The 22962-nt window shown below is 58.0% G+C and carries 19 protein-coding genes; 11 read left to right on the forward strand and 8 right to left on the reverse strand.

Going from position 1 to position 22962, the window contains the following annotated elements; all coding sequences use genetic code 11:
- Positions 1-11: 11 nt before the first annotated feature.
- From KW848_RS23015 to yaaA, 8 genes are all read right to left on the reverse strand, one after another.
- Positions 12-1460 carry an alginate O-acetyltransferase gene (locus KW848_RS23015; RefSeq protein ID WP_218538142.1) on the reverse strand — a complete coding sequence of 483 codons (1449 nt, stop codon included), beginning with the start codon at positions 1458-1460 and terminating at the stop codon, positions 12-14.
- A 10-nt stretch (positions 1461-1470) separates the two neighbouring features.
- The gene (gene algG, locus KW848_RS23020; RefSeq protein ID WP_218538143.1) at positions 1471-3060 is read right to left on the reverse strand and encodes a mannuronan 5-epimerase AlgG; all 1590 of its coding nucleotides are present in this window, start codon (positions 3058-3060) and stop codon (positions 1471-1473) included.
- A 26-nt stretch (positions 3061-3086) separates the two neighbouring features.
- Positions 3087-4574: an alginate export family protein gene (locus tag KW848_RS23025; RefSeq protein WP_111450330.1), complete on the reverse strand. Its 1488-nt coding sequence runs from the start codon at positions 4572-4574 to the stop codon at positions 3087-3089.
- Positions 4571-5977: an alginate biosynthesis TPR repeat lipoprotein AlgK gene (gene algK, locus KW848_RS23030; protein ID WP_111450329.1), complete on the reverse strand. Its 1407-nt coding sequence runs from the start codon at positions 5975-5977 to the stop codon at positions 4571-4573. The genes KW848_RS23025 and algK overlap by 4 nt, the downstream gene beginning before the upstream one ends.
- 12 nt (positions 5978-5989) lie before the next feature.
- On the reverse strand, positions 5990-7159 hold the full coding sequence (locus KW848_RS23035; protein ID WP_218538144.1) for an alginate biosynthesis protein Alg44: 1170 nt from the start codon (positions 7157-7159) through the stop codon (positions 5990-5992).
- Positions 7160-7194: 35 nt separating this feature from the next.
- The gene (gene alg8 / locus KW848_RS23040; protein ID WP_375154729.1) at positions 7195-8676 is read right to left on the reverse strand and encodes a mannuronan synthase; all 1482 of its coding nucleotides are present in this window, start codon (positions 8674-8676) and stop codon (positions 7195-7197) included.
- Positions 8677-8886: 210 nt separating this feature from the next.
- Entirely contained in the window at positions 8887-10203 is a 1317-nt protein-coding gene (locus tag KW848_RS23045; protein ID WP_008153478.1) for a nucleotide sugar dehydrogenase, read from the reverse strand.
- An 806-nt stretch (positions 10204-11009) separates the two neighbouring features.
- A complete protein-coding gene (gene yaaA / locus KW848_RS23050; RefSeq protein WP_218538145.1) occupies positions 11010-11789 on the reverse strand; it encodes a peroxide stress protein YaaA in 780 nt (259 codons plus the stop codon).
- A 280-nt stretch (positions 11790-12069) separates the two neighbouring features.
- Here yaaA and KW848_RS23055 point away from each other — a divergent pair, with 280 nt between their 5' ends.
- The 11 genes from KW848_RS23055 to cyoD all read left to right on the forward strand — a co-directional run bounded on the left by KW848_RS23055 (position 12070) and on the right by cyoD (position 22955).
- Positions 12070-13194, forward strand: coding sequence for a polysaccharide deacetylase family protein (locus tag KW848_RS23055; protein ID WP_218538146.1), 1125 nt, complete (start codon positions 12070-12072; stop codon positions 13192-13194).
- Between the two features lie 335 nt (positions 13195-13529).
- Positions 13530-14924, forward strand: coding sequence for a PhoH family protein (locus tag KW848_RS23060; protein ID WP_111450322.1), 1395 nt, complete (start codon positions 13530-13532; stop codon positions 14922-14924).
- Positions 14925-15161: 237 nt separating this feature from the next.
- A complete protein-coding gene (gene moaC, locus KW848_RS23065) occupies positions 15162-15635 on the forward strand; it encodes a cyclic pyranopterin monophosphate synthase MoaC (protein WP_095132959.1) in 474 nt (157 codons plus the stop codon).
- On the forward strand, positions 15632-15874 hold the full coding sequence (gene moaD, locus KW848_RS23070; RefSeq protein WP_218538147.1) for a molybdopterin converting factor subunit 1: 243 nt from the start codon (positions 15632-15634) through the stop codon (positions 15872-15874). Before moaC ends, moaD begins: the two co-directional genes overlap by 4 nt.
- 3 nt (positions 15875-15877) lie before the next feature.
- On the forward strand, positions 15878-16330 hold the full coding sequence (moaE, locus tag KW848_RS23075; RefSeq protein WP_111450321.1) for a molybdopterin synthase catalytic subunit MoaE: 453 nt from the start codon (positions 15878-15880) through the stop codon (positions 16328-16330).
- A 318-nt stretch (positions 16331-16648) separates the two neighbouring features.
- Positions 16649-17425, forward strand: a complete 777-nt coding sequence (locus KW848_RS23080) for an ABC transporter substrate-binding protein (RefSeq protein ID WP_111450320.1) — start codon at positions 16649-16651, stop codon at positions 17423-17425.
- Between the two features lie 260 nt (positions 17426-17685).
- The gene (locus tag KW848_RS23085) at positions 17686-18195 is read left to right on the forward strand and encodes a disulfide bond formation protein B (protein WP_111450319.1); all 510 of its coding nucleotides are present in this window, start codon (positions 17686-17688) and stop codon (positions 18193-18195) included.
- 815 nt (positions 18196-19010) lie between these two features.
- Complete coding sequence (gene cyoA / locus KW848_RS23090) at positions 19011-19955, forward strand: ubiquinol oxidase subunit II (protein WP_111450318.1); 945 nt, start codon at positions 19011-19013, stop codon at positions 19953-19955.
- Between the two features lie 3 nt (positions 19956-19958).
- Positions 19959-21989: a cytochrome o ubiquinol oxidase subunit I gene (gene cyoB / locus KW848_RS23095; protein WP_111450317.1), complete on the forward strand. Its 2031-nt coding sequence runs from the start codon at positions 19959-19961 to the stop codon at positions 21987-21989.
- Positions 21990-21992: 3 nt separating this feature from the next.
- A complete protein-coding gene (locus KW848_RS23100) occupies positions 21993-22619 on the forward strand; it encodes a cytochrome o ubiquinol oxidase subunit III (RefSeq protein WP_218538148.1) in 627 nt (208 codons plus the stop codon).
- The gene (gene cyoD / locus KW848_RS23105) at positions 22620-22955 is read left to right on the forward strand and encodes a cytochrome o ubiquinol oxidase subunit IV (RefSeq protein WP_046045955.1); all 336 of its coding nucleotides are present in this window, start codon (positions 22620-22622) and stop codon (positions 22953-22955) included.
- Positions 22956-22962: the final 7 nt, after the last annotated feature.

Consider the following 22962-nt stretch of genomic DNA (forward strand, 5'->3'; position numbering starts at 1 on the left):
AAGAGATTGCCTCACTGCCCGGCCTGAGCGGTACGCTGCCCAGTGCCAGGGAACACGTTGCGTTTGCAGATTTTCGCTTCGACTTTCTGTCCCGCGGCACCTGCTTCAGGGCCCTGGACTTCGACGGCCAGCAGATTCTGCGAGGCCCAGTCTTCGTCCGTGCGCAACTCAAAGGCGAAACGCCCGTCAGTGTCGGAGGTTTCCGGTTTTTCGATCTTGATGTCCTCGTGGCGGCCGTTCATGTACCAGAGGGTGGCTTGCAGAGTTTTCACCGACGGATCGGCGAAGCGGATATCAACCTGGTGACCGCTGTTCTGCAGGTTCAGGTTCTTGCTGTTGACCATCAATTCGTTCTTGCCCGGTTTCAACGTGGTGCTGCCGGTCATCTGTGCATCCTTTCCTTCGCAACCGTTGTCCAGCAGCGCCATCATCTGGCGGTAGATGGTTTCCTGGTCGAGGCGATAGAGCGGCGAGAATTCCCAGATCAGAATCTTCGGTGGCTTCTTCTGGAACTCTTCGCTGCCCAGGTACTGCAGCATCGAACCTTCCAGGCCACCGCCGGGGAACGCTACGTTGAGGATGTCGGCGCCGATGGCCTCTTCGAGGAAACCGGCGAAGTTGTAGTTCTTGCCACTGTGGCTGGTGCCGACCAGGGTGATCTCCGGATTACCGGAATCACTGAACAGATCGCCATCGCCCGCTTCACCCTTGGGCTCGGTGGTGAACTGATCCATGTACTGGATCGCGTAGCTGGTGCCACAGAGTTGACCGGCCATCTTGTGCAACGTTCCGTTCTTGCCCATGCGACCCGACTTATGGCTCTCGAATTCGCGTTTTGGCACGTCGGCAAAGGCCGGCATTTTCTTGATTTGCTCACCGACGATTTTCGCCGTGCGCTGGGCGCCATACGGCGTCCAGTGTTGGTCGCCCTGGAAGTAGAAATCGTGGGCCGGCAGAGTTTCAGGCAGCGACTCGTTGGTCAGCGGCGACAGGTCCGGCACGGTGTAGCCCATGGCGGCGAAACGCCCGAGCATGGCCTTGTAGTTCCTCAAGGCCTTGTCGAAATCGTACTTGGCCTTCTCTTCCGGGTTGAGCTTGTTGCGGTTCACCAGACCACGGGTCGGCTGGTAAACGATGACCAGTTCAATGCCTTTGCTCTTGAACGCATCGTGCAGTTCTTTCATGCGCTTGTAGCCGGCGGGCGTGGTGTCGAATTCGGTGCGCAAGTCTTCTTGCGTACGGAACAGCCAATCGCCCTGAGCCTGCACCAGCGTGGTGAAGTTCTGCTGGTAACGCGTGGTGTAGTTCTTCGCGTCGTGGGCTTCCGGACACAGGTTGCAGCACGGTTCGGCGTTGAAGGTTGGTGCTTTGGCTTCATCGGCACGAGCGCCAGCGCTGGCCGCGAGAATGCCGGCGGTCAGGGCCGACAGGCTGAGTAATTTGATCAAGTGTGGGTGCATAAAATTATCCTCAGTCCCGTACTTTGGTCTGGCGTTCGACAGGGTCGATCAGCACGGCTTTCTGCTGGCGCACCAGTAGGTCGAGAATTTCATCCTGGCGTTCGCCGAGAATCCCCGAGAAGCTGATGCCGCTGGATTTGGTCGGCGCGAGCATGGACACGCGATACAACTCCACGCTCAACGGCGAGTCGATGGACAGCGGGCCGCTGCCGTTGCCGGCCAGTTCGCCGCCGACCACGATCAGGGACACCTCGGCATCGAACGGGTCGAGCTTGATGTCCCGGTCGGTGTCGCTCAGGTCCTTGATGTGCCCGTAGATGCCGGTCAGGCCGTTGGCCATGGACAGGTTTTCGTAGAGGCGGATGTTCACGCTGTTACGAATCCGGATGCCGTGGCGTTGGTTGCTGATCACCTTGTTGCCGTAGATCAGGTTGTCGGCACTCTCGTAGAGGGTGATGCCGTCAGTGTGGTTCTTGTAGATCTCGTTGTAGGCGATCAGGTTGTTGACGCTGTTACGGTCGATCACCAGGCCCGACAACTTGTTGTCGTAGCTGCGGTTGTTGAAGATGAAGCTGTCGTTCACTTCACGGGAAATAATGATCCCGTGCTTCTTCTTGGTACCGAACACCGTGTTGTCGGCAATGATCAGACCGTGGGAACGGTCATGCGGGTCAATGCCGTAGACGATGTTGTCTTTGTAGGTGTTGCCCTTGACCACGAAGTCGCGGGTTTCGTAGCAGTAGAAGCCGTACCACATGTCCGAGAACTCGGAACCGACGATCCAGCCGCTCGGTTCAGGGCGCTTGAGCACCTTGGCCATGTTCGGCGTGTACTGGGAAATACTCACGCCGTAGGACTTACTGTTGGCGTAGCCGAAACTGGCGATCTTGCTGTTGGCGATGTAGGTCTGGGTGCCGCCCCAGGACAGCAGGAACGGACGGAATTCCTTCGGCGACTTGAAGGCCGACGGGCCGTTTTCCTTCTCGCTCCAGCCAGTGATTTTGGTATCGCGCACGAACAGCTGGCCGTCGTTGATCAGGAACGAACCGCTCTCTTGGGACAGGCGCAGTTCCTGGGTCTGCTTGTCGATTTCCAGGATGCCTTTCTCACCCACCACGATCGGCAGCTTCGCCAGGAATACACCCGGCGAGGTTTCGCTGAAGTACTGCTTGGGTACTTTCTTGGCCAGATCCTTGAGGTTCATGTAGCCGTCGTCGATGAAAATCGCCTGCGGGATACCGTGCTGGCGCACGACCCATTCGGCCATCTTGTTATCGCCGCCAATGAAGTCCTTCAGGGCGTTTTCCTGCATCATCCGGCGCATGCTGATTTTGCCGGGCTTGGTGCGCACGACTTTCGCGGCGATGGCTTCGGCGGTATAGCCGGAGGTGTCCGGCAGTTTCGGCTTGGCCAGCTCCAGCGGCGCGGTCGGGGCGCTGCTGACGGTGTAGGTCTTGGCTTGTTGCAACCCTTTTGCAATGGTCGCCGGTTGCCCTTTTTGAACGGGCGAGGCCGGCTCCACTGTGGCGAAGGCTGCCGTGCTGGCCAGCAACATCGCGCCGGCCAGCAAGGTTATCGAGCCTCTCTTCGGACTGTTCATGTCAGGAACTCCCTTAGCGGTTTGCATCAGAAGCGCCAGATCACGTCGATAAACGCGCGGTGCATGTACGAGTCGACGCCTTTGCCATACGCATCGCCGGGCTTGAACACACCGCCACGCAACCGCACCAGGGCCGAAGGCTCATCGATCGACTGGCTCAAGGAGGCGGGCAGCAGGCCTTGCTTGAAGTACTTGGTGACGACCACGTCCATTTCCTGACCGAGGTCTTTGTTGCCATCTTCCAGCGGCAGGGACGTGCTGGACAGAATTGCACCGGTTGCGTCGTCGGTGTTGTTCTCGACGGCGTTGATGCCGTTGCTGCCGACAGGCTTGTTGCCGTCTACGCGCCAGAATTTGTGGTAGATCACGCTGGCGTCGTATTCGTCGTTGAGCATCCACGAACCGAACAGGGTGGCGGACTGCATGTTTTGCATTTCGCCACGGAAGGCTTCGCCGAAACGGTGAACCCGCGAGCGAGTACCGGTGTAGTTCGAGCGGTTGCTTTCCAGGCCGTTCTGTTCGTATTCGGCGCTGGCACGGGCATAGGCTGCACCGACTTGCCATTGCGGATCGAGGCGCAGACGCACGCCCAGGTCGGTGGCCCAGCCATCTACATTGCCACTGGTTTTGGCTTGTGCTGGAGCGGTGCCATCGGCGTTGAGCGGGTTGACCTTGTCGCGGTCGCCGCTCATACCGGTCACGCTTCCCCAGTAGTTGACGGTGTTGGTGTTGCGCCAGTTGTAGGCATCGCTGTCGGCGGTAAGGCCGAGCCAGCTGATGTCGCCATTCTGTTTCTTGTCCAGGGAATCGGCGGGAACACCCGGCTGCGCGTAGTCGAGCTTGCCATCATCGTGGGTGTGATGACCGCGAATGCCGACCCAGTTGCCCGGGGTCCACTGGTACGCCGCATCGGCGAAAGCGTGCAGGCGATCCTTGTCCTTGGGCGCGAGTTCTGTGAGGTCGGTGCGGTACTCGCTGAAGCGTTCGGCAACGCCGGCGTTGGCGCGCAACAGGGTGGTGTCGAAGGTCCAGTTCAGGGCTTCGATGTTGGTGTCGCGCCATTGGCCATCGTCATTGTGCAGGCGCTGGCGACCGAGCTTGAGCATCTCGCCGGGGTAGGGTGTAAGGCCTCTGTAGCCGACCCAGAACTCACGCATCGCCAGGTAGTTTTTCTTGCTTTTGCGATCACCGTTGTCGGTGGCCTGTGTGCCGTCGCTGTCGGACTGTTGCAAGGTGTCCGTCTCGATGATGTCGGTGGACGTCACCGCCTGACCCATGGCGTAGGCGCTCCACGCGCCGCTCTCGCCGTAGACCCATGGACGCAGGTCGAGGCCGACGCCGTTGACGTCGCCGCCGCTCGCCGTACCGAGGTCAGTGTCGTCTTCGGACTGGGCGGTGACTTTCACATCAAGGCCGTAGTTCTTGCTTTCAGTCAGGGCCGCCAGGGTCGGGCACGACCACAGCAGGGCAAATGACAGGCCAATACCGGCCTTAACGAATGGATTCAACTTCATAGGGATTCCTCGCCGTCTTCTTCTTCCAGGGCATGCAGTTCCAGCGTGTTCTGACTCAAGGCACCACGAACGGCCTGTTCTTGTTTCAACAGGCGTTGGGCCTCGGCGAGCTGGGCAGGCGGCAGTTGGGTTTCGAGTGTTTGCGCAAGCTCGGTGGCTTGCGGGGTGTTCTGGACCTTGGCCAATTGGCTGAAGACATAAGCGTTAAGGGGGTCGGGCCGGGTGCCTTTGCCTTGGGAGAACAGTTGGGCAATGGCGAAGTCGGCGCTGTTCTGGCCGTTACGCGCAGCCTTGAGCAGGTGATCCAGCGCTTTCTGCGGATAGACCTTGCCCAGGTAACCGCGACGGTAGATCTGGCCAAGGTAGTAATCGGCGGCCACTTCTCTGTCGACGGCTTTCTTGAAGTGTTCTTCGGCGACCTTCGCGTCGGCCGGCACCATTTTGCCTTCGTAGTAGAGCTTGCCCAGCAACAGTTCCGCGCGCGGCTGGTCGGCGGCGCGGCCGTTGTCCAGGTACTTCATCATCGTGTCGACGTCACCCAGTTCCGGGAAGTCGTAGAGCAGTTGCGCCAGGCTGACCCAGGAAGCGGGGTAGCCGGGTGCGATGCCTTCGAGCAGCGACTGGGCGGTTTTCTCGTCGGTCGTGCCCAGGGATGCATCGCCCAGTACGCGAGCCACGCTGTCCACCCGCTGGGCGGAAACCGCGCCGCGAGCCTGAGCGGCTTGCATTTGCTTGATCAGCTCGGCCTGTTTCTCTGGCTGGGCTTTTTTCTGATAGACCGTGGCCAGTTCGACGTAGCAGATGTCGGTGGTGTTCAACGCGGCTTTGCAGATCGATTCCACTTCGTCCAGGTGCTGGTCGTAAGTGCCCTGGGTGCGATAGAGCAGCACTTGGGCCAGGCCCGCTTCCGGCTTGCCTTCGGCGCGCCATTGGCTGATCTGCTGTTGTGCATTGACGTTCGGGAAACTGTGCGGGTATTGCAGGTACAGCATCGCCAGCGGGATCAGGGTGTTGCCTTCACCATTGGCCGAGGCTTTTTTCAACAGGCCTTCGGCTTCGTGCTGTTCGGCTTCGGTGGAGCCGGGTTTGGCCACCAGCAGACGACCCAGGCGAGCCTGAGCTCGCGGCGAGACGCTGGCCGCGGCGCGATAAGTCGCCTCGGCTTTCTTGATCTGCGCCGGGTCATGGCTGTCGACCTGGATATCGGCGAGGCCAACCTGTGCTTCGCTGTAGCCCAGGTCTGCCAGTTGCTGGTAATTCTGCGCCGCCAGCGTGGTATCACCGCGCTTGAGGGCTTCGTTGGCCAGACGCTGGTCGGGCAGGCCGGCGCATCCGGCCAGGGCAATTGCCATGGCCAGAGTCAGCGGAACTGGCAGGATTCTGAGTGGGCTAGTCACGGGCATGTCCTCTTGTTTTTAACGACCGGCGGCTATGGCTTTGTCGATCAGCCAGTTCAGGTTCGGACCACGGGTGGCGTTGACTTCAACCGGGCGACCGGCGAATTTGCTGTCCAGCGGCTCGTCAGGCTTGATCATCACGCGGATGTCGGACGACAGGTCGGCGCTTTTCAGGCTGGTGCTGCTGACGATCGTGCCGGAGCGGGTTTTGTCTTCGCCGGCGATCTGGAAGCTGACCGAGCTGCCTGGCAACACGTCGGCGAACTGGCGATAGGAGAAGCGCGCTTCAACGTTGGCTTCGCTGTTACGCGGCACCAGTTGGAAGATCACGTCACCTTTGCTGGCGTACTGACCGTTGGCGACCATTTGCTGCGCTACAGTGCAATCGCACGGCGACGTCAGGGTGCCGGTCATTTGCTTGCCGAACAGTTCTTCAACCTTGGCTGGTTGCAATTGATTGTCGTCAAGATGGCCCTTGAGCACATCGAGCATGCTGGTGCTGAAGGTCGCGAGCGGCGCGCCCTTGGCGGCAACGCCGTCGGGCTTGATCAGGCTCTGCACCGTGCCATCGCGCGGCATGGTGATGTTCATGCCCGCCACGCTGACCAGACCGGCCTGGGCGTGGCTGATGAAGTACATGCCGTACACCGACTTGAAGATGAAGCCGAATGCCGTCAGACCGACGAGGAAGATCGCCAAGCTGAAGGTCACTGCACGCAGACGACCGAACGGGGTCATGCCGTGGCCGCCATCCTTGGTCTTGCGCGCCTTGGTGAAGTTGTCGCGTTGCAGGGTGGCCAGCACTTCACCCATGGTGACGATGTCGCCGGCCAGGTGAGAAGTGATCAGGTGGCGCAGGGTGGAAATGTCCTGGGATTCGAGGTTCTGGAACTGGCAACCGGTACGGCCGGTTTCGCGGTCGTGGGAGCGCACCAGTAACTCGACGTCCATGGCCAGGCCGAGGTTATCGATGACGAACTGCAGGCGAGCCTTGTACACGTCGCCGATCTTCAGTGGCAGCTGACCGGCGTTGAAAGCCAGGCCGCCAGCGGAGAGGTCGATGACCCGAGCTTCGACCGGGGTCCGGTCAGGACCGAAGAAACGCAGCTTGGCCGGAATTTTTACTCGGGCGTGTTGGCGCTGGGCTTCTGATTCATGCACTACGTTGGCGTTGACGGCGGTATTCATATGGGCGATTTCCTAGTTAATTCAGGCGAGTTCGGTCAGACCATCATCAGCAGCACAGCAACAAAAATGCTGCCGGCTGAGAAGGTCATGGTCCGAGACGACCAAGTGTTGAACCAACCTTGAAAGCTGGCGAGATCACGGGTCAGGGAAGTGGGCTGGCGACTCCAGGACTGTCGGTCGAGGCGGAAGAACACGTAGATCTTCACCAGCGCGCCGATGATCTGGTTGTAATAGAGAATCACCGGGTAGGCCGGGCCGATCGTGTGACCGGACAAAGACAGCAGCACGGTCAGGATCAGGCGGGTAATGCCGATCCACAGCAGGTAAACCAGGATGAACGCGATGCCGTACTTGAAGCTGGCGATGAGCGCGACGGTCAGGCCCAGCAGCGACGTCCACATCGACACACGCTGGTCAAACAGCACCACCGAGGTGAACAGGCCGAGACGTTTCATCCCCAGGCCCAAGGCGCGGGAGTTCTGCCGCAGGTTGTTGCCGTACCAGCGGAACATCAGTTTGCGGCTGGCCTTGATGAAGCTTTTTTCCGGCGGGTGTTCCACGGTATGAATGGCGGCGTCCGGCACATAAAACGTGTCGTAGCCCATGCGCATCAAGCTGAACCAGCTCGACTTGTCATCACCGGTGAGGAACTTGAAGCGACCCAGGCGCCAGTGTTGCAGCGAGTCGCTTTCCACGTCGGCGATGAATTCCGGGTTGGTCACCACAGTGGCGCGGAATACCGACATCCGCCCGGTCATGGTCAGCACGCGCTTGGACAGGGCCATCGAGCACATGTTGATGTGGCGCTGGGCGAAGCGCAGTTTGTGCCATTCGCTCATGATGTAGCCGCCGCGCACTTCGCAGAACTCGTTGGTGGTCAGGCCGCCGACATTGCCGAACAGCTGGAACCACGGCACGGTCTTGAGCACGACGCCTTCGGCGAGCACGGTGTCGCCATCGATCACTGCAACCACTGCGCGGTCGTCCGGCAGGTGGCGGGAGATGGCGCGGAAACCGTAGGCCAGGCCGTCACGCTTGCCAGTGCCGGGAATGCGCACGAAGTCGAGCTTGACGCGAGCCGGTGGGTTCATTTTGACCCAAAGGCTTTTCACCAGCTTCTCATCGGACATTTCCACGATGGAGCAGACCATGGTGGTCGGCAGTCCGCAGTCGATCGCTTCGCGAATTACCGAGGCGTAGACCTGGGCGGTGGTCAGCGCGTCGATACGAAAACTGGTGACCATCAGAAACACATGGGACGGGTCTGCCGCTTTACCCAGCTTGCGCACTTTGCGCCGCAGGTGCGGGTAGACCACGTACAGAAACAGCATGCCGCGCAAAAAGTGCGTGGCACCCATCGAGTAGCGCCAGATACCGACGATACCGATCAGGAAGATGAAGTCCTTCGACTCGGAGTCGAACGTGGACGCAGGCAACGCCATGGCGATGCCCATCAAAATACTTAAGTAAAACAGCCAACCGGCGGCCTGAAGTAGGCCGTGCTTTAGCCTGTGCATAATCTGCATCCGTCTCTATCTCGGGCGAGCCTGTGGGGTGGCCCGATGGGGTTAAGGCAGGCTTACGAAAACTGGCGACATCCGGTCTGGATGACGCCAGAAATCCTGTAGGAGCTGGCGAAGCCTGCGATCTTTTGATCTTTCGCTTGAAACTCAAGTGGACCTGGAAAGATCGCAGCCTCGTTTCACTCGACAGCTCCTACGACCGCATTACCAGCAGATGCCTTCGGTCCGGCCACTTACGCTGGTGGCCTGGGACATGAAGCCGACCAGGTCGATCACTTGCTTGCCGTGTGGAGCGTTCTGCGCCAGGGCGCGGAATTTCTCGTCACGGTTGCCAAGGATGATCACGTCGGAGTTGTTGATCACGTCGTCGAAATCGGAGTTGAGCAAGGACGAGACGTGAGGGATCTTCGACTCGATGTAATCCTTGTTCGCACCGTGGACACGGGCGTATTCGACGTTGGTGTCGTAGATGCTCAGGTCGTAACCCTTGCCGATCAGCATTTCCGCCAGATCAACCAGCGGGCTTTCGCGCAGGTCGTCGGTACCGGCCTTGAAGCTCAGACCCAGCAGGGCGACTTTGCGTTTGCCGTGGCTGGAGACGATGTCGAAAGCGTTCTGCACCTGGGACTCGTTACTGCGCATCAGCGAGTTGAGCAGTGGTGCTTCCACGTCCAGGGAACCGGCGCGGTAGGTCAGGGCGCGAACGTCCTTCGGCAGGCAGGAACCGCCGAATGCGAAACCAGGGCGCATGTAGTACTGGGACAGGTTCAGCGTCTTGTCCTGGCAAACCACTTCCATCACTTCGCGACCATCGACGCCGACAGCCTTGGCGATGTTGCCGATCTCGTTGGCGAAGGTCACCTTGGTGGCGTGCCACACGTTGCAGGTGTACTTGATCATCTCGGCCACTGCGATGTCCTTGCGGATGATCGGAGCGTCGAGTTCTTCGTACAGCGATTGCAGAACGTCACCCGAAGCCTTGTCGAACTCGCCGATGACGGTCATTGGCGGCAGATCGTAGTCGGCGATCGCGGTGCTTTCACGCAGGAACTCAGGGTTCACTGCAACGCCGAAGTCGACGCCGGCTTTCTTGCCGGAGCAGTCTTCGAGGATCGGGATCACTACGTTTGCCACAGTGCCTGGCAGTACGGTGCTGCGAACCACGATGGTGTGACGGGTGGTCTTGTCACGCAGGACAAAACCGATCTCGCGGCACACAGCTTCGATGTAGTTCAGTTCCAGGTCGCCGTTCTTCTTGCTCGGCGTGCCGACGCAGATCATCGACAGGTCGGTGTCGCGAATCGCCTCGGCGAAGTTGGTCGTGCCGCGCAATTTGCCCGTCTCGATACCCTTCTGCAGAAGCTCGCCCAGACCCGGTTCAACGATCGGCGATTTACCGGCGTTGATCATATCGATTTTGTCTTTGGCAACATCGACGCCAACGACGTCATGGCCCCGTGCAGACAGGCAACCGGCACATACTGCGCCGACGTAACCCAAACCAAATATGCTGATGCGCATCGCAATTACCTCTGTGTTTATCAAGCCATTACATGGCCGGAGTTAATGGTGTTCAGCGGTCGAAGTGCACTCGGAAGTGCGCCTTAAAGGCGTCACAATGCCGCGTGCAGGCATATAAGTTCCGAGTGTCTAAATAAGTGCACTCAAGATGTGCGCAACTAGGCTTTTATTGTTATGGCATGCCCTGTTATGCAGCAGGTCTTCTAATCAGAAGACATTCGTGCAAAGGTCTTGCGCGCTCAATGCCAGGCCAGAAGCCCGTAAATCAAGCGGTTGGGTGCTCAGGTGAGCACGTTTATAGGGGCGCAGCCTTGGCCTTGTAGGGGATATTTCTGATGTTTATCTCCTGTCCTTCATGTGTTGCCCAAATCAGGGATCAGTAAGCAGAAGTTAATGTGACAACTTTGCTATGTGAATCTCTTCTCTGCGTAAGTCATCTCGTACAAGCTCAGAGAGAATGGTTACCGGTGGTATGAGCGACGCATTTGGACATAGTTCCGGTCCGCCCATCGCGAATTCTGAAATTTCTTGAAATATAGAAAAAGATGGCACTGCTTCCATATTGATAGCAGCACCCGTTTCGCCCTTGATATATAGGCTTATTGTCGGGTTAGATAGTTATGTGCCACTACCGATAAAAAATTTCAGTGCCACTACTGAAAAATTTCAACAAAGTCGAGTGAAACTAAAGTTAGAAAATCGGGTGATGGATTTTTGACGTCAGTAAGGTGACGAATGGGGCGGGGAATTGTTGGACGATGGACGTGGCGCACGACCCGTTGATGAGGCGTGCGCCAACCGGGTGCTTACTCGGGGGCGTGATCGCGCAGGAACACCAGATTGTCCGGTTTCGACTGCTCGGCGCTGTAGCGATAACCTTGGGCATCGAACTGCTTGAGGGCTTGCGGGTCGTTGATGCGCTCTTCAATGACGAAACGACTCATCATGCCGCGGGCTTTTTTCGCGTAGAAGCTGATGATCTTGTACTGGCCGTTCTTCAGGTCCTTGAATTCGGTATTGATGATGCGCGCGTTCAGAGCGTTGCGTTTGACCGCCGAGAAGTACTCGTTGGAGGCCAGGTTCAGCAGCACGTCATCGCCTTGATCGGCCAGGGCTTCGTTCAACCATTCGCTGATCCGTGTGCCCCAGAAGGCATACAAGTCCTTGCCACGGGCATTCGCCAGTTTGGTGCCCATCTCCAGTCGATACGGCTGCATCAGGTCCAGTGGGCGCAGCAGGCCGTACAGGCCGGACAACATGCGCAAGTGCTGCTGGGCGTAATCGAAATCGGCCTCGCTGAAGGTTTGAGCATTTAACCCGGTGTAGACGTCGCCCTTGAAGGCAAGCAGCGCCTGCTTGGCGTTTTGCGCAGTGAACGCGGGCGTCCAGCTGCCGAAACGCGCGGCGTTGAGCCCGCCGATCTTGTCGGAGACGTGCATCAACTCGCTGATCTGAGCAGGGGCCAGCTCGCGCAATTGCAGGATCAGCTCCTGGGAATGGTCGAGGTATTGTGGCTGGGTGAAGCGCTGGGTCGCCGGCGGTGTTTCGTAATCGAGGGTTTTGGCGGGGGAAATCACCATCAGCATGAAGTCGTCTCCTTTAATCGTGGGGGCGATTCTAGGGGGTTGTCCTTGTTGACTCCAGCTATCAAGTCCATAGGTGATGATCGGCGGTAATCGGCAATCCCTGTGGGAGCGGGCTTGCTCGCGAAGGCGGCGGCACATTCAACATCGATGGCGCCTGACCCACCGCTTTCGTCGGAACGCCGCCCGGACCAAGCCTGCTCCCACAGTGGGTCGCGGTGCTGCGGGAATGTGGCTGCGATCAGCTATAGTGCCGCGCGGGTTTTGTTATGGAGACATCCCATTGCGTATCGTTTTTCTATTCTCGGCCTGGCTGTTGAGCTTTGGTGCCATGGCGGCGTCGGGCGATGTGGCGACGCTTGATCGCAGCACCTGGCCTGAACAGCTCAACAGCCCGACCCTGTTTGATGTGGCGTCACGGGCCGAGATCCTCATGTTTTCTCGCGTCCTGTTGGCCAGCGAATCCCTGGATGAAGTGAGCCTGGCCCAGCGCCTGGGGTTGCGTACGGTCAATCTGGAATCGATCAACAATCTGCGCCAGCGCATGTGGCAGAGGCTGCTGACCAACTACAACTACGCCCAGCAGAGCTGCGATCAGGATGCTTCCTTCTGTTTCCTGGTCGAGGACATGGACACCCTGCGCCAGCAAGCCGCCAAGTTTCAGGTCAGCGATGAGAGCTACTACATAAAGTGGGCCGAGCCGAGCCGACTGTTCCACGCCCAGTACCTGGACGAGCAATTGCGCAAGGCAGCGCTGTTTCCGCAAACCAGCAGCGAAGTCGATCGTTTTGGCGACTATGAGCGCAACGGCGATCAAATGCATGACCGGCTATTTTTGCTGACCTTCGACAGCGCCGCCAATACCGCGCCGGATAACACAGCCTGGGCCACGGAATACCTGCGCAAGTCGAACATGAGTGGCACGTTCTTCGTTCTCGGCAAGGACATCCAGGCCCGTCTGGCCGATCGTTCGGTAGCCAGCCTGCAAGCGACGTACTCCAAGCAGTGCATTGGCGTGCAAGGTTGGGAATTTCGCTCACACAGCCACTGGCAGGATTGGCAGGATTCGGTGCGACGCAGCGCCGAACTGGTCAAAAACAAACTGCCCGAGAACTACGTGCCGTTGTTTCGGCCGCCCGACGGTCAGCGTCGGTCCGATGCTGAAGGATTCTTCAAATCCCAGGGTTTGCAGGTGGCGCTGTGGGATATCGATGCCCAGGACGGCGCGGGCAAGCTGAAAGCCAATCAGAGCGCGCAACGGGTGTTGAGCCTGATGTTGTTGTGGCGCCACGGGGTGATCAACTTCAACGTGAAGCAGGATGCGCTGAAAACGGCGATGCCCTGGCTCATCACGCAAACGGCGCAAAGCGGAATCGGCTGGGAAGACTGTCAGGACGCGTTTCGCTGAAAACGACGAAAGGCCGTAAACATTGGGGGAGGGGTGGTTTTGGACGAGAATTCGGTGCAGGCGGACTTCCGACTTTAACGGGGTGATGGCAATCCGCCTAGTGCTATTGGTCACTCTGAAAAATAAACTTCAAAAAAACGTCAAAGTACTTTTTTCTGTCACAGGTTTTGGAGTATTACGAAGACAGACCGCCGAAACCTGCAGACAGGTGGCGTCTTCCAAGACCCAATTTGTGTGCAGTTCACTTGACTCCTCGCAGGTGAATTCGGTGGTCACTTCGAGGCGCAGCACTGTAATGGTATTGCGTCGACTGGCTCCCACAAAGGTGACCGAGTATGGATGATCACGGACGTAATTCTTCCTCCAACCAGCCAATCCTTTATGTACTCGATACCAACGTATTGATTCACGATCCAAACGCCCTGCTTAACTTCGAAGAACACCACGTCGCCATCCCGATGACCGTGCTTGAAGAGCTCGACAAGCTCAAGAGCGGGCATCACAGCGTGGCTGCGGAATGCCGTCAGGCGATTCGTCTGATCGACAAGACCCTGGGCGATGCCAGTCCTGAAGACGTCGAGCTCGGCGTCCCGATCCAGCGTGGCAAAAGCGGACCGAAGGGTTTGCTGTCAATTCTGATGAGCAAGCGTGCAGAACCGAACCTCATTCTGCCCGAGCACCTGAACGACAACATCATCATCAACCAGTTGATCGACCTGCACGCACGCGAACCAAAGCTGCCCGTGGTGCTGGTCACCAAAGACATCAACATGCGCCTCAAGGCCCGGGCTTGCGGGATCGCGGCCGAGGACTACAGCACCGACCAACTGGTCGACGACGTGTCGCTGCTGCCCAATGGTTATCACAACATGACCGGCTCCTTCTGGGACCGCGTGAGGAATGTCGATACCCGTCAGGACCATGGCCGCACCTGGCACCAGGTGCAGCTGATCGACAACCTGCCAGCAGTACACGTCAACGAGTTCATCATCGATGAACAGGGCTTTGTCGGCTGGATCAAGGAGATCGAGGAAGACAAGCTGCTGATTCTCGACCTGCATCAGGAACCCCTGTTGCACCAGGAAGCCTGGGGCCTGAAACCACGTGACATCTATCAAAGCCTGGCGCTGTACGCCTTGCTCGACCCGGATATCCACCTGGTCAACCTGACCGGAGCAGCAGGTTCCGGTAAAACCATCCTCGCACTGGCGGCGGCGATCGAGCAGACCATGGTCAGCAAACGTTATCGCCGGATCATCGCGACCCGTAGCGTGCAGGGCCTGGACCAGGAGATCGGCTTCCTGCCCGGTACTGAAGCGGAAAAAATGGAGCCTTGGCTGGGCGCCATCACCGATAACCTCGAAGCCTTGCACATGGATGACGAAAACACCCATGGCAGTGTCGATTACATCCTCAGCAAAGTGCCGTTGCAGTTCAAATCCCTCAACTACATTCGAGGCCGCAGCTTCCAGCAGAGTCTGATCCTGATCGATGAATGCCAGAACCTTACGCCGCACCAGATGAAAACCATCATCACCCGTGCCGGCGCCGGTTCCAAAGTGGTGTGCCTGGGTAACCTGGCGCAGATCGACACCCCTTACCTGTCCGCGACCAGTTCCGGGCTGACGTACCTGACAGAGCGCTTCAAGGATTTCCCCAACGGTGTGCACATCACCCTGCAAGGGGTGCCGCGTTCGATTCTGGCCGAATACGCCGAATCGCATTTGTAAACCCTTCACCCAAGAACCGGGCGGCCTAAAAGCCGCCCGGTTTTTTATGCCCACACAAATCCCTTGTGGGAGCGGGCTTGCTCGCGAAGGCGTCGTTTCAGTCAATATTGATGTGGCTGACACTCCGCTTTCGCGAGCAAGCCCGCTCCCACAAGGGGTTGTGTTGATCCGATAATCAAACGTGCGGAATTTTGACCCACAGGTTTACAATCGGGGCTTCTGATCAGGAGTATCCCTGTGCTGACTCATCTCGATTCCCAAGGTCGCGCCCATATGGTCGACGTCACTGAAAAAGCCGTGACGTTCCGTGAAGCAACGGCCCAAGCGCTTGTGCGCATGCTGCCCGAAACCCTGCAGATGATCGTCAGCGGCGGTCACCCCAAGGGTGATGTGTTCGCCGTGGCGCGTATCGCCGGCATTCAGGCGGCGAAGAAAACCAGCGATCTGATCCCTCTGTGCCATCCGTTGCTGCTCACCGGCGTCAAGGTCGAGCTCAGTGCCGAAGGCGATGACACCGTGCGCATTGTCGCGCGCTGCAAGTTGTCCGGGCAGACCGGTGTAGAGATGGAAGCCCTGACCGCCGCCAGCGTCGCGGCGCTGACTATCTACGACATGTGCAAAGCCGTGGATCGCGGCATGACCATTGAAAGCGTGCGCCTGCTTGAGAAGCTCGGCGGCAAGAGCGGCCATTTCCAGGCGGATCAACCATGAACGTCACCGTGAAGTTTTTTGCCCGTTACCGTGAGGCGCTCGGCGTGGACTCGGTGAAGGTTGAAGGTGATTTCGCTACGGTCGACGATGTGCGTGCGCTGCTGGCCCAGCGTGACGGTGCCGAAGTGTTGAGCGAGCAAAACTTGATGTGCGCCCGCAACGAAGACCTGTGTCAGCTCGATGAGCCGGTGAGAGAGGGCGATGAAGTGGCATTTTTCCCGACCGTGACCGGAGGCTGAGCCATGGCGATTCGCGTGCAATCCACGGCGTTCGATCCGGGGGCTGAAGTCAATGCCATGCACGCCGCCAATGTGGGCGTTGGTGCGGTGGTGAGTTTTGTCGGCTATGTTCGCGACTTCAATGACGGACTCGACGTCGCCGGGATGTTCCTTGAGCACTACCCGGGCATGACCGAAAAAGCTCTCGCCAAGATATCCACAGAGGCCGAGCAGCGCTGGCCGCTGCTCAAGCTTGAAGTGCTGCATCGCATCGGCGCCCTGGAACCGGGTGAGCCGATTGTGTTTGTCGGCGCCGCCAGCGCCCACCGACAGGCCGCGTTCGACGCCTGCGCCTTTGTCATGGACTATCTGAAAACCCGTGCTCCGTTCTGGAAGAAAGAAAACACCCCTGACGGGTCGCGTTGGGTTGAAGGGCGGGACAGCGATCATGCGGCGGCGGATCGCTGGAAGCAGTAAACAGCCAGTTGGTTCTTCATTGACTGTCAGTCCGCCTTCGCGAGCAGGCTCGCTCCCACATTTGATCTCCATGTACACAAATGCTGTGTACGACATAGATTCCCTGTGGGAGCGAGCCTGCTCGCGAAGAGGTCATCAGCAACACCAAAATCCTCATGACCCACCGCCCGACCACCGGCCCACACATCCTCGATCGCCCTGATTGACGGCTTGTACATAAAAGTCCAGTATGGATTTATAAGTACAAAAAAGCGCTTCCCCCGTTTCTGCTCTTTCTTCTGTCTTGCCAAACCAACAACAACCCGCGAGAGAACGAATATGAAGAAATTCCCCCTCATCACCGGTCTGGCTCTGAGCCTGTTGGCGTGCAGTTCCCTGTTCGCCGCCGATAAAACCCTGCGCATCGGCATCGAAGCGGCTTATCCACCGTTCGCGTCCAAAACCGATAAAGGTGAGATTGTCGGGTTCGACTACGACATCGGCAATGCCCTGTGCGCGCAGATGAAGGCCAAGTGCGTCTGGGTCGAAGGTGAGTTCGACGGTCTGATTCCTTCCCTTAAAGTGAAGAAAATCGACATGGCGCTGTCGTCCATGACCATCAACGAAGACCGTAAGAAGTCGGTGGATTTCACCCACAAGTACTATTTCACCTCATCGCGACTGGTGATGAAGGACGGCGCGGTCGTGGATGATCAGTACGCCAGCCTCAAGGGCAAGACGGTCGGCGTGCAGCGCGCAACCACCACTGACCGTTACGCCACTGAGGTTTTTGAACCGAAAGGTATCAACGTCAAGCGCTACGGCAACAACGAAGAGATCTATATGGATCTGGCGGCCGGTCGCCTCGACGCCATTTTTGCCGACACCATCCCACTGAATGACTTCCTGACGATGCCGCGAGGCAAGGGGTATGCCTTTGTCGGGCCGGAGCTCAAGGATCCGAAATACGTGGGCGAGGGCGCCGGGATTGCGGTGCGCAAGGGCAACACCGAGTTGGTCTCCGAGCTGAACACGGCCATCGACGGTATTCGCGCCAGCGGCGAGTACCAGAAGATTTCAGAGAAGTACTTCAAGTCTGATATCTACGGCGACTGATCAATCGCATCGCCAGCAGGCTGGCTCCCACAGTTGAATGCATTCCAATGGGCCAGCCTGTGAATGCATTCCAAAGTGGGAGCCAGCCTGCTGGCGATACGGTCGCGGAATCATGCAAATCTCTGGAAATAAGCCGAAGTTAATCCCTTCTTAACCGGCTCGTCGTCTATTCCCCGATACCCCGCTGCGCGCGCCGGACTCTCAAAGGTCAGGGCCAGCGTGTAGACTTCTGGGCAATCGATATTTAGAAGGGAAACGCAATGAGCGAGGAAACGATGCGGTTGGGCCGTGAGCGGCGCTATCTGGTGTTGCTGGGCATCATCTGCCTGGCGCTGATCGGTGGCGCGCTGTACATGCAAATTGTTCTGGGTGAAGCGCCATGCCCGCTGTGCATCCTGCAACGTTATGCGTTGCTGCTGATCGCGCTCTTCGCGTTCATCGGTGCGGCCATGCGCACCCGCCGCAGCATCACGGTATTTGAAACCCTGGTGGTGATCTGCGCCCTGGCAGGCGTCGGGGTGGCCGGGCATCACGTCTATACCCAGTTCTATCCGGCGGTCAGCTGCGGCATCGATGTACTGCAACCGATTGTCGACGGTTTGCCACTGGCGAAGATCTTCCCGCTGGGCTTCCAGGTCGACGGCTTTTGCTCCACTCCGTACCCGCCGATTCTCGGTCTGTCGCTTGCACAGTGGGCGCTGCTAGCCTTTGTGCTGGTCGTGGTGCTGGTGCCGCTGCTCACGTTGCGTAACCGTAAAGCGCTGCGCTGAAGTCATCCGACGCATCGCTGCCACACAAAAAAACGCCCCGGCCCTCGTTGAGGGGGCCGGGGCGTTTTGCATTTCAGGGCGCGGGTGAAATGACCTTGATGCGCGACAAGTATGGGTGCGGTACGTGTGCGACATGTTGTCACAGCAGGAGTGTCGCAAGGCATTTCAGGGCGCCGAATTGGTACATGACTACGCAACAAAATCAGCCTGGTTCAGTGTCCGGAAACTTCAGTCTCAAAAATCCCGAACAGGCAGTTTTAACAGGCCCTGGCGAATTGGCGAAGCCCTTGTCACATGGGGGCTTTGGCAGGGTCGAAGGAGGGCGCAAAGCCTTCGATACTGTCTGAACTGCCTAAGGTAGACCTACAGTTTTTGGTGTTTTTGTTGAGAATGAATTTCGATACCATGGCGGACTTTTGCAAATACCGTTAATGATTGTTGCTGGAATGGATAAAAATTATTTCGGGATGAGACATGGTTTATAAAACGTTACATATCTACAATCGCCCGCACTGAATTCCCGGCACTGCTCATCCCTGAGCAGGAATAGGGCGTCGAGAGGCTCTTTGGCTTCATGCGACTCCCAGGTGTCGGTGCCTTCCAACTATCCGCACCAAATGGAATTGGTCTGTAACAAGGCCTTTGACCACGAATTCGAATAAGAACTCAACGCTGGCCCAGGATTTGTCGAACAGCGTCTGACGCGCGACGGGCAGCCACTTATTCAATCCAAGAAAAATGCCAACCCTTGGCAGGGTGAAGTGTTGGCGATCAAAACCCAACTGCATTGCGCAAGCTGCTTTAGAGGTCGTGAGATGAGTAAAAACAGGTACCCCAGACTACTAGGCTTATTGCCGCTGATCGGCACGTTGCTGCTGTCAGGCTGCAACATGACCTTGCTCGATCCCAAGGGCCAGGTCGGCCTGGACGAGCGAAACCTGATCATCACCGCAACGCTGCTGATGCTGTTGGTCGTGGTTCCGGTCATCATCATGACCTTCCTGTTCGCCTGGAAATACCGCGCGTCCAACACCGACGCCGTCTACACGCCGAAATGGTCGCACTCCACCAAGATCGAAATCGCGGTGTGGGCTGTTCCAGTGCTGATCATCATTGCCCTGGGTTATGTCACCTACAAGTCGACCCACGCGCTGGATCCTTACAAGCCGCTGGAATCCGACGTCAAGCCGATCACCATTGAAGTCGTCGCGCTGGACTGGAAGTGGATGTTCATCTATCCGGAGCAAGGCATCGCCACCGTCAACAAGATCGTGTTCCCGGCGCACACGCCGATCAACTTCAAGATCACTTCCGACTCCGTGATGAACTCGTTCTTCATCCCGGCCCTGGGCGGCCAGATCTACGCGATGGCCGGCATGCAGACCAAACTGCACCTGATCGCCAACCAGAACGCTGAAATGGACGGTATCTCCGCCAACTACAGCGGCGCTGGTTTCACCGGCATGAAATTCAAAGCTATCGCCACCTCTCAGGAAGATTTCGACGCCTGGGTCAGCGAAGTCAAAAAGGCACCTAAACAGCTTGAAAAAGCTGAATACGAAGCCCTTTCCAAGCCAAGCCAGAACAACCCAGTCGAGCTCTACTCCTCGGTCACGCCGAACCTGTTCCAGATCATCGTCGACAAGTACGAAGGTATGAATCCGGGCAAGCCGATGCACCACGAGAAGAAAGAGCACGAAATGGCCGCCATGGAAGGGATGGACATGAGTTCGCATTCAGCTGCCGGGGCAGAGGAGTAAACGATGTTTGGTAAATTAAGTTGGGAAGCGGTCCCGTTCCACGAACCGATCGTGATGATAACCATCGCCATGATCGCGATCGGTGGTCTGGCGCTGTTCGCTGCAATCACCTATTTCAAGAAGTGGACCTACCTGTGGTCCGAGTGGCTGACCTCGGTCGACCACAAGAAAATCGGCGTGATGTACATCGTCGTTGCCATGGTCATGCTGCTGCGTGGCTTTGCCGACGCCATCATGATGCGTACCCAGTTGGCCATGGCCACCGAGGGTTCGCCTGGCTACCTGCCGCCTGAACACTATGACCAGATCTTCACCGCTCACGGTGTGATCATGATCATCTTCATGGCGATGCCATTCTTCACCGGCCTGATGAACCTTGCAGTGCCGCTGCAGATCGGCGCACGTGACGTTGCCTTCCCGTTCCTGAACTCCCTGAGCTTCTGGCTGCTGGTGTCGGGCGTGGTGCTGATCAACCTGTCCCTGGGCGTCGGCGAATTCGCCAAGACCGGTTGGGTTGCCTATCCGCCGCTGTCGGGCCTGCAATACAGCCCGGGCGTGGGGATGGATTACTACATCTGGGCGCTACAGCTATCCGGTCTGGGTACGACGCTGACGGGGGTCAACTTCCTGGCCACCGTGCTGAAAATGCGTACCCCGGGCATGAAGCTGATGGACATGCCGATCTTCACCTGGACCTGCACCTGGGCCAACGTCCTGATCGTGGCTTCGTTCCCGATCCTGACCGCTACCCTGGCACTGCTGACGCTTGACCGTTACATGGATTTCCACATTTTCACCAATGAACTTGGTGGCAATCCGATGATGTACGTCAACCTGTTCTGGGCCTGGGGTCACCCCGAGGTTTACATCCTGATTCTGCCGGCGTTCGGGATCTTCTCCGAAGTCATCTCGACCTTCACCGGCAAGCGTCTGTTCGGCCACCACTCGATGGTCTACGCATCGGGCGCGATCTCGATCCTGGGCTTCATGGTCTGGCTGCACCACTTCTTCACCATGGGGTCGGGTGCCAGCGTCAACGCCTTCTTCGGTCTGGCGACGATGCTGATTTCGATCCCGACGGGGGTGAAGCTATTCAACTGGCTGTTCACCATTTACCAAGGGCGTCTGCGCTTCACCAGCCAGGTTCTGTGGACCCTGGGCTTCATGGTGACTTTCGCCATCGGCGGCATGACCGGCGTACTGCTGGCCATCCCGGGTGCGGACTTCGTCCTGCACAACAGCCTGTTCGTGATCGCTCACTTCCACAACGTGATCATCGGCGGCGCGGTATTCGGCTACATCGCAGGCTTTGGCTTCTACTTCCCTAAAGCGTTCGGCTTCAAGCTGCACGAAGGTTGGGGCAAGGCAGCGTTCTGGTTCTGGATCTCGGGCTTCTTCGTCGCGTTCATGCCGCTCTATGCACTGGGCTTCATGGGCATGACCCGTCGTCTGAACGCCACCACCAACCCTGAGTGGGTACCGTACCTGTACGTTGCCATGTTCGGTGCGGTGATGATCGCTGCGGGTATCGCCTGCCAGCTGATCCAGCTCTACGTGAGTATCCGTGACCGCAAGCTGCCGCAGAACATGTGCGAGCACGGCGACCCGTGGAATGCCCACACCCTGGAATGGTCGACCTCCTCGCCACCACCGTTCTACAACTTTGCCGTACTGCCAAAAGCAGAAGGCATCGACCCGTTCACCGAAGCCAAGGAAAACGGCACCGCGTACAAGGCTCCGGCCAAGTACGAGCCGATCCACATGCCAAACAACACCGCGACCGGTGTGGTCATGGGTGCTCTGTTGACCGTGTTCGGTTTCGCGATGATCTGGCACATCTGGTGGTTGGCCATCGTTGGCCTGGTTGGCACCGTGGGCTACTTCGTGATCCACGCTGCCCGCGATGATCAGGGCTATATGGTGCCGGTCGACGTGATCGAGCGCATCGAAGCCGAGCAGCACAAGCGTCTGGTAGCGGCCGGGAAAGTTCCAGCCACCGCCACCCGTGTTGAAACCTCGTTGGAACAGGCTTAAACCATGTCGAACTTAGTGACCACTGCTGGACACGCCCATGGCACGGACCATGGGCACGACGACCATCACCACGACTCGGGCGAGATGACCGTATTCGGTTTCTGGCTCTACCTGATGACCGACTGCATTCTGTTTGCGTCGATCTTCGCGGCGTACGCGGTACTGGTTAACAACGTAGCGGGTGGCCCGTCGGGCCACGACATCTTCGAACTGCCGTACGTACTGGGCGAAACCGCTCTGCTGCTGTTCAGTTCGATCACCTACGGCTTCGCCATGCTGGCGTTGTTCAAGGGCAAGAAGAACCAGGTACTGGGCTGGCTGGGCATGACCTTCCTGTTCGGCGCGGGCTTCATCGGCATGGAGATCAACGAGTTCCACATGCTGATCTCCGAGGGCTTCGGTCCTAACCGCAGCGGCTTCCTATCCGGGTTCTTCACCCTGGTCGGCACCCACGGTCTGCACGTGACCAGCGGTCTGATCTGGATGGCGATCATGATGTACCAGGTGCAGAAAAACGGCCTGACGGCGACCAACAAGACCCGTCTGAGCTGCCTGAGCCTGTTCTGGCACTTCCTGGACGTGGTGTGGATCTGCGTATTCACCGTTGTTTATCTGATGGGGACTATGTAAATGGCTAACGCTCATTCCCACGATAGCCACGACGCCAGCCACGGCAGCGTCAAGTCTTACGCTATCGGTTTCATCCTGTCGGTGATCCTGACCGTCATTCCTTTCGGCCTGGTGATGTACCCATCGCTGCCAAAAGCCTTGACCCTGTGGATCGTACTGGCCTTCGCAGTGATCCAGGTGCTGGTGCACCTGGTGTACTTCCTCCACTTGGACCGCTCCGCTGCCCAGCGTAACAACGTGATCGCGTTTGTCTTCGCTGCACTGGTCATTGTCCTGTTGGTAGGCCTGTCGCTGTGGATCATGTTCAGCATCCACAACAACATGATGGCGCACTGAGGAAAGT

The organism is Pseudomonas sp. PDM25, from assembly GCF_019219045.1.
Classification (GTDB): domain Bacteria; phylum Pseudomonadota; class Gammaproteobacteria; order Pseudomonadales; family Pseudomonadaceae; genus Aquipseudomonas.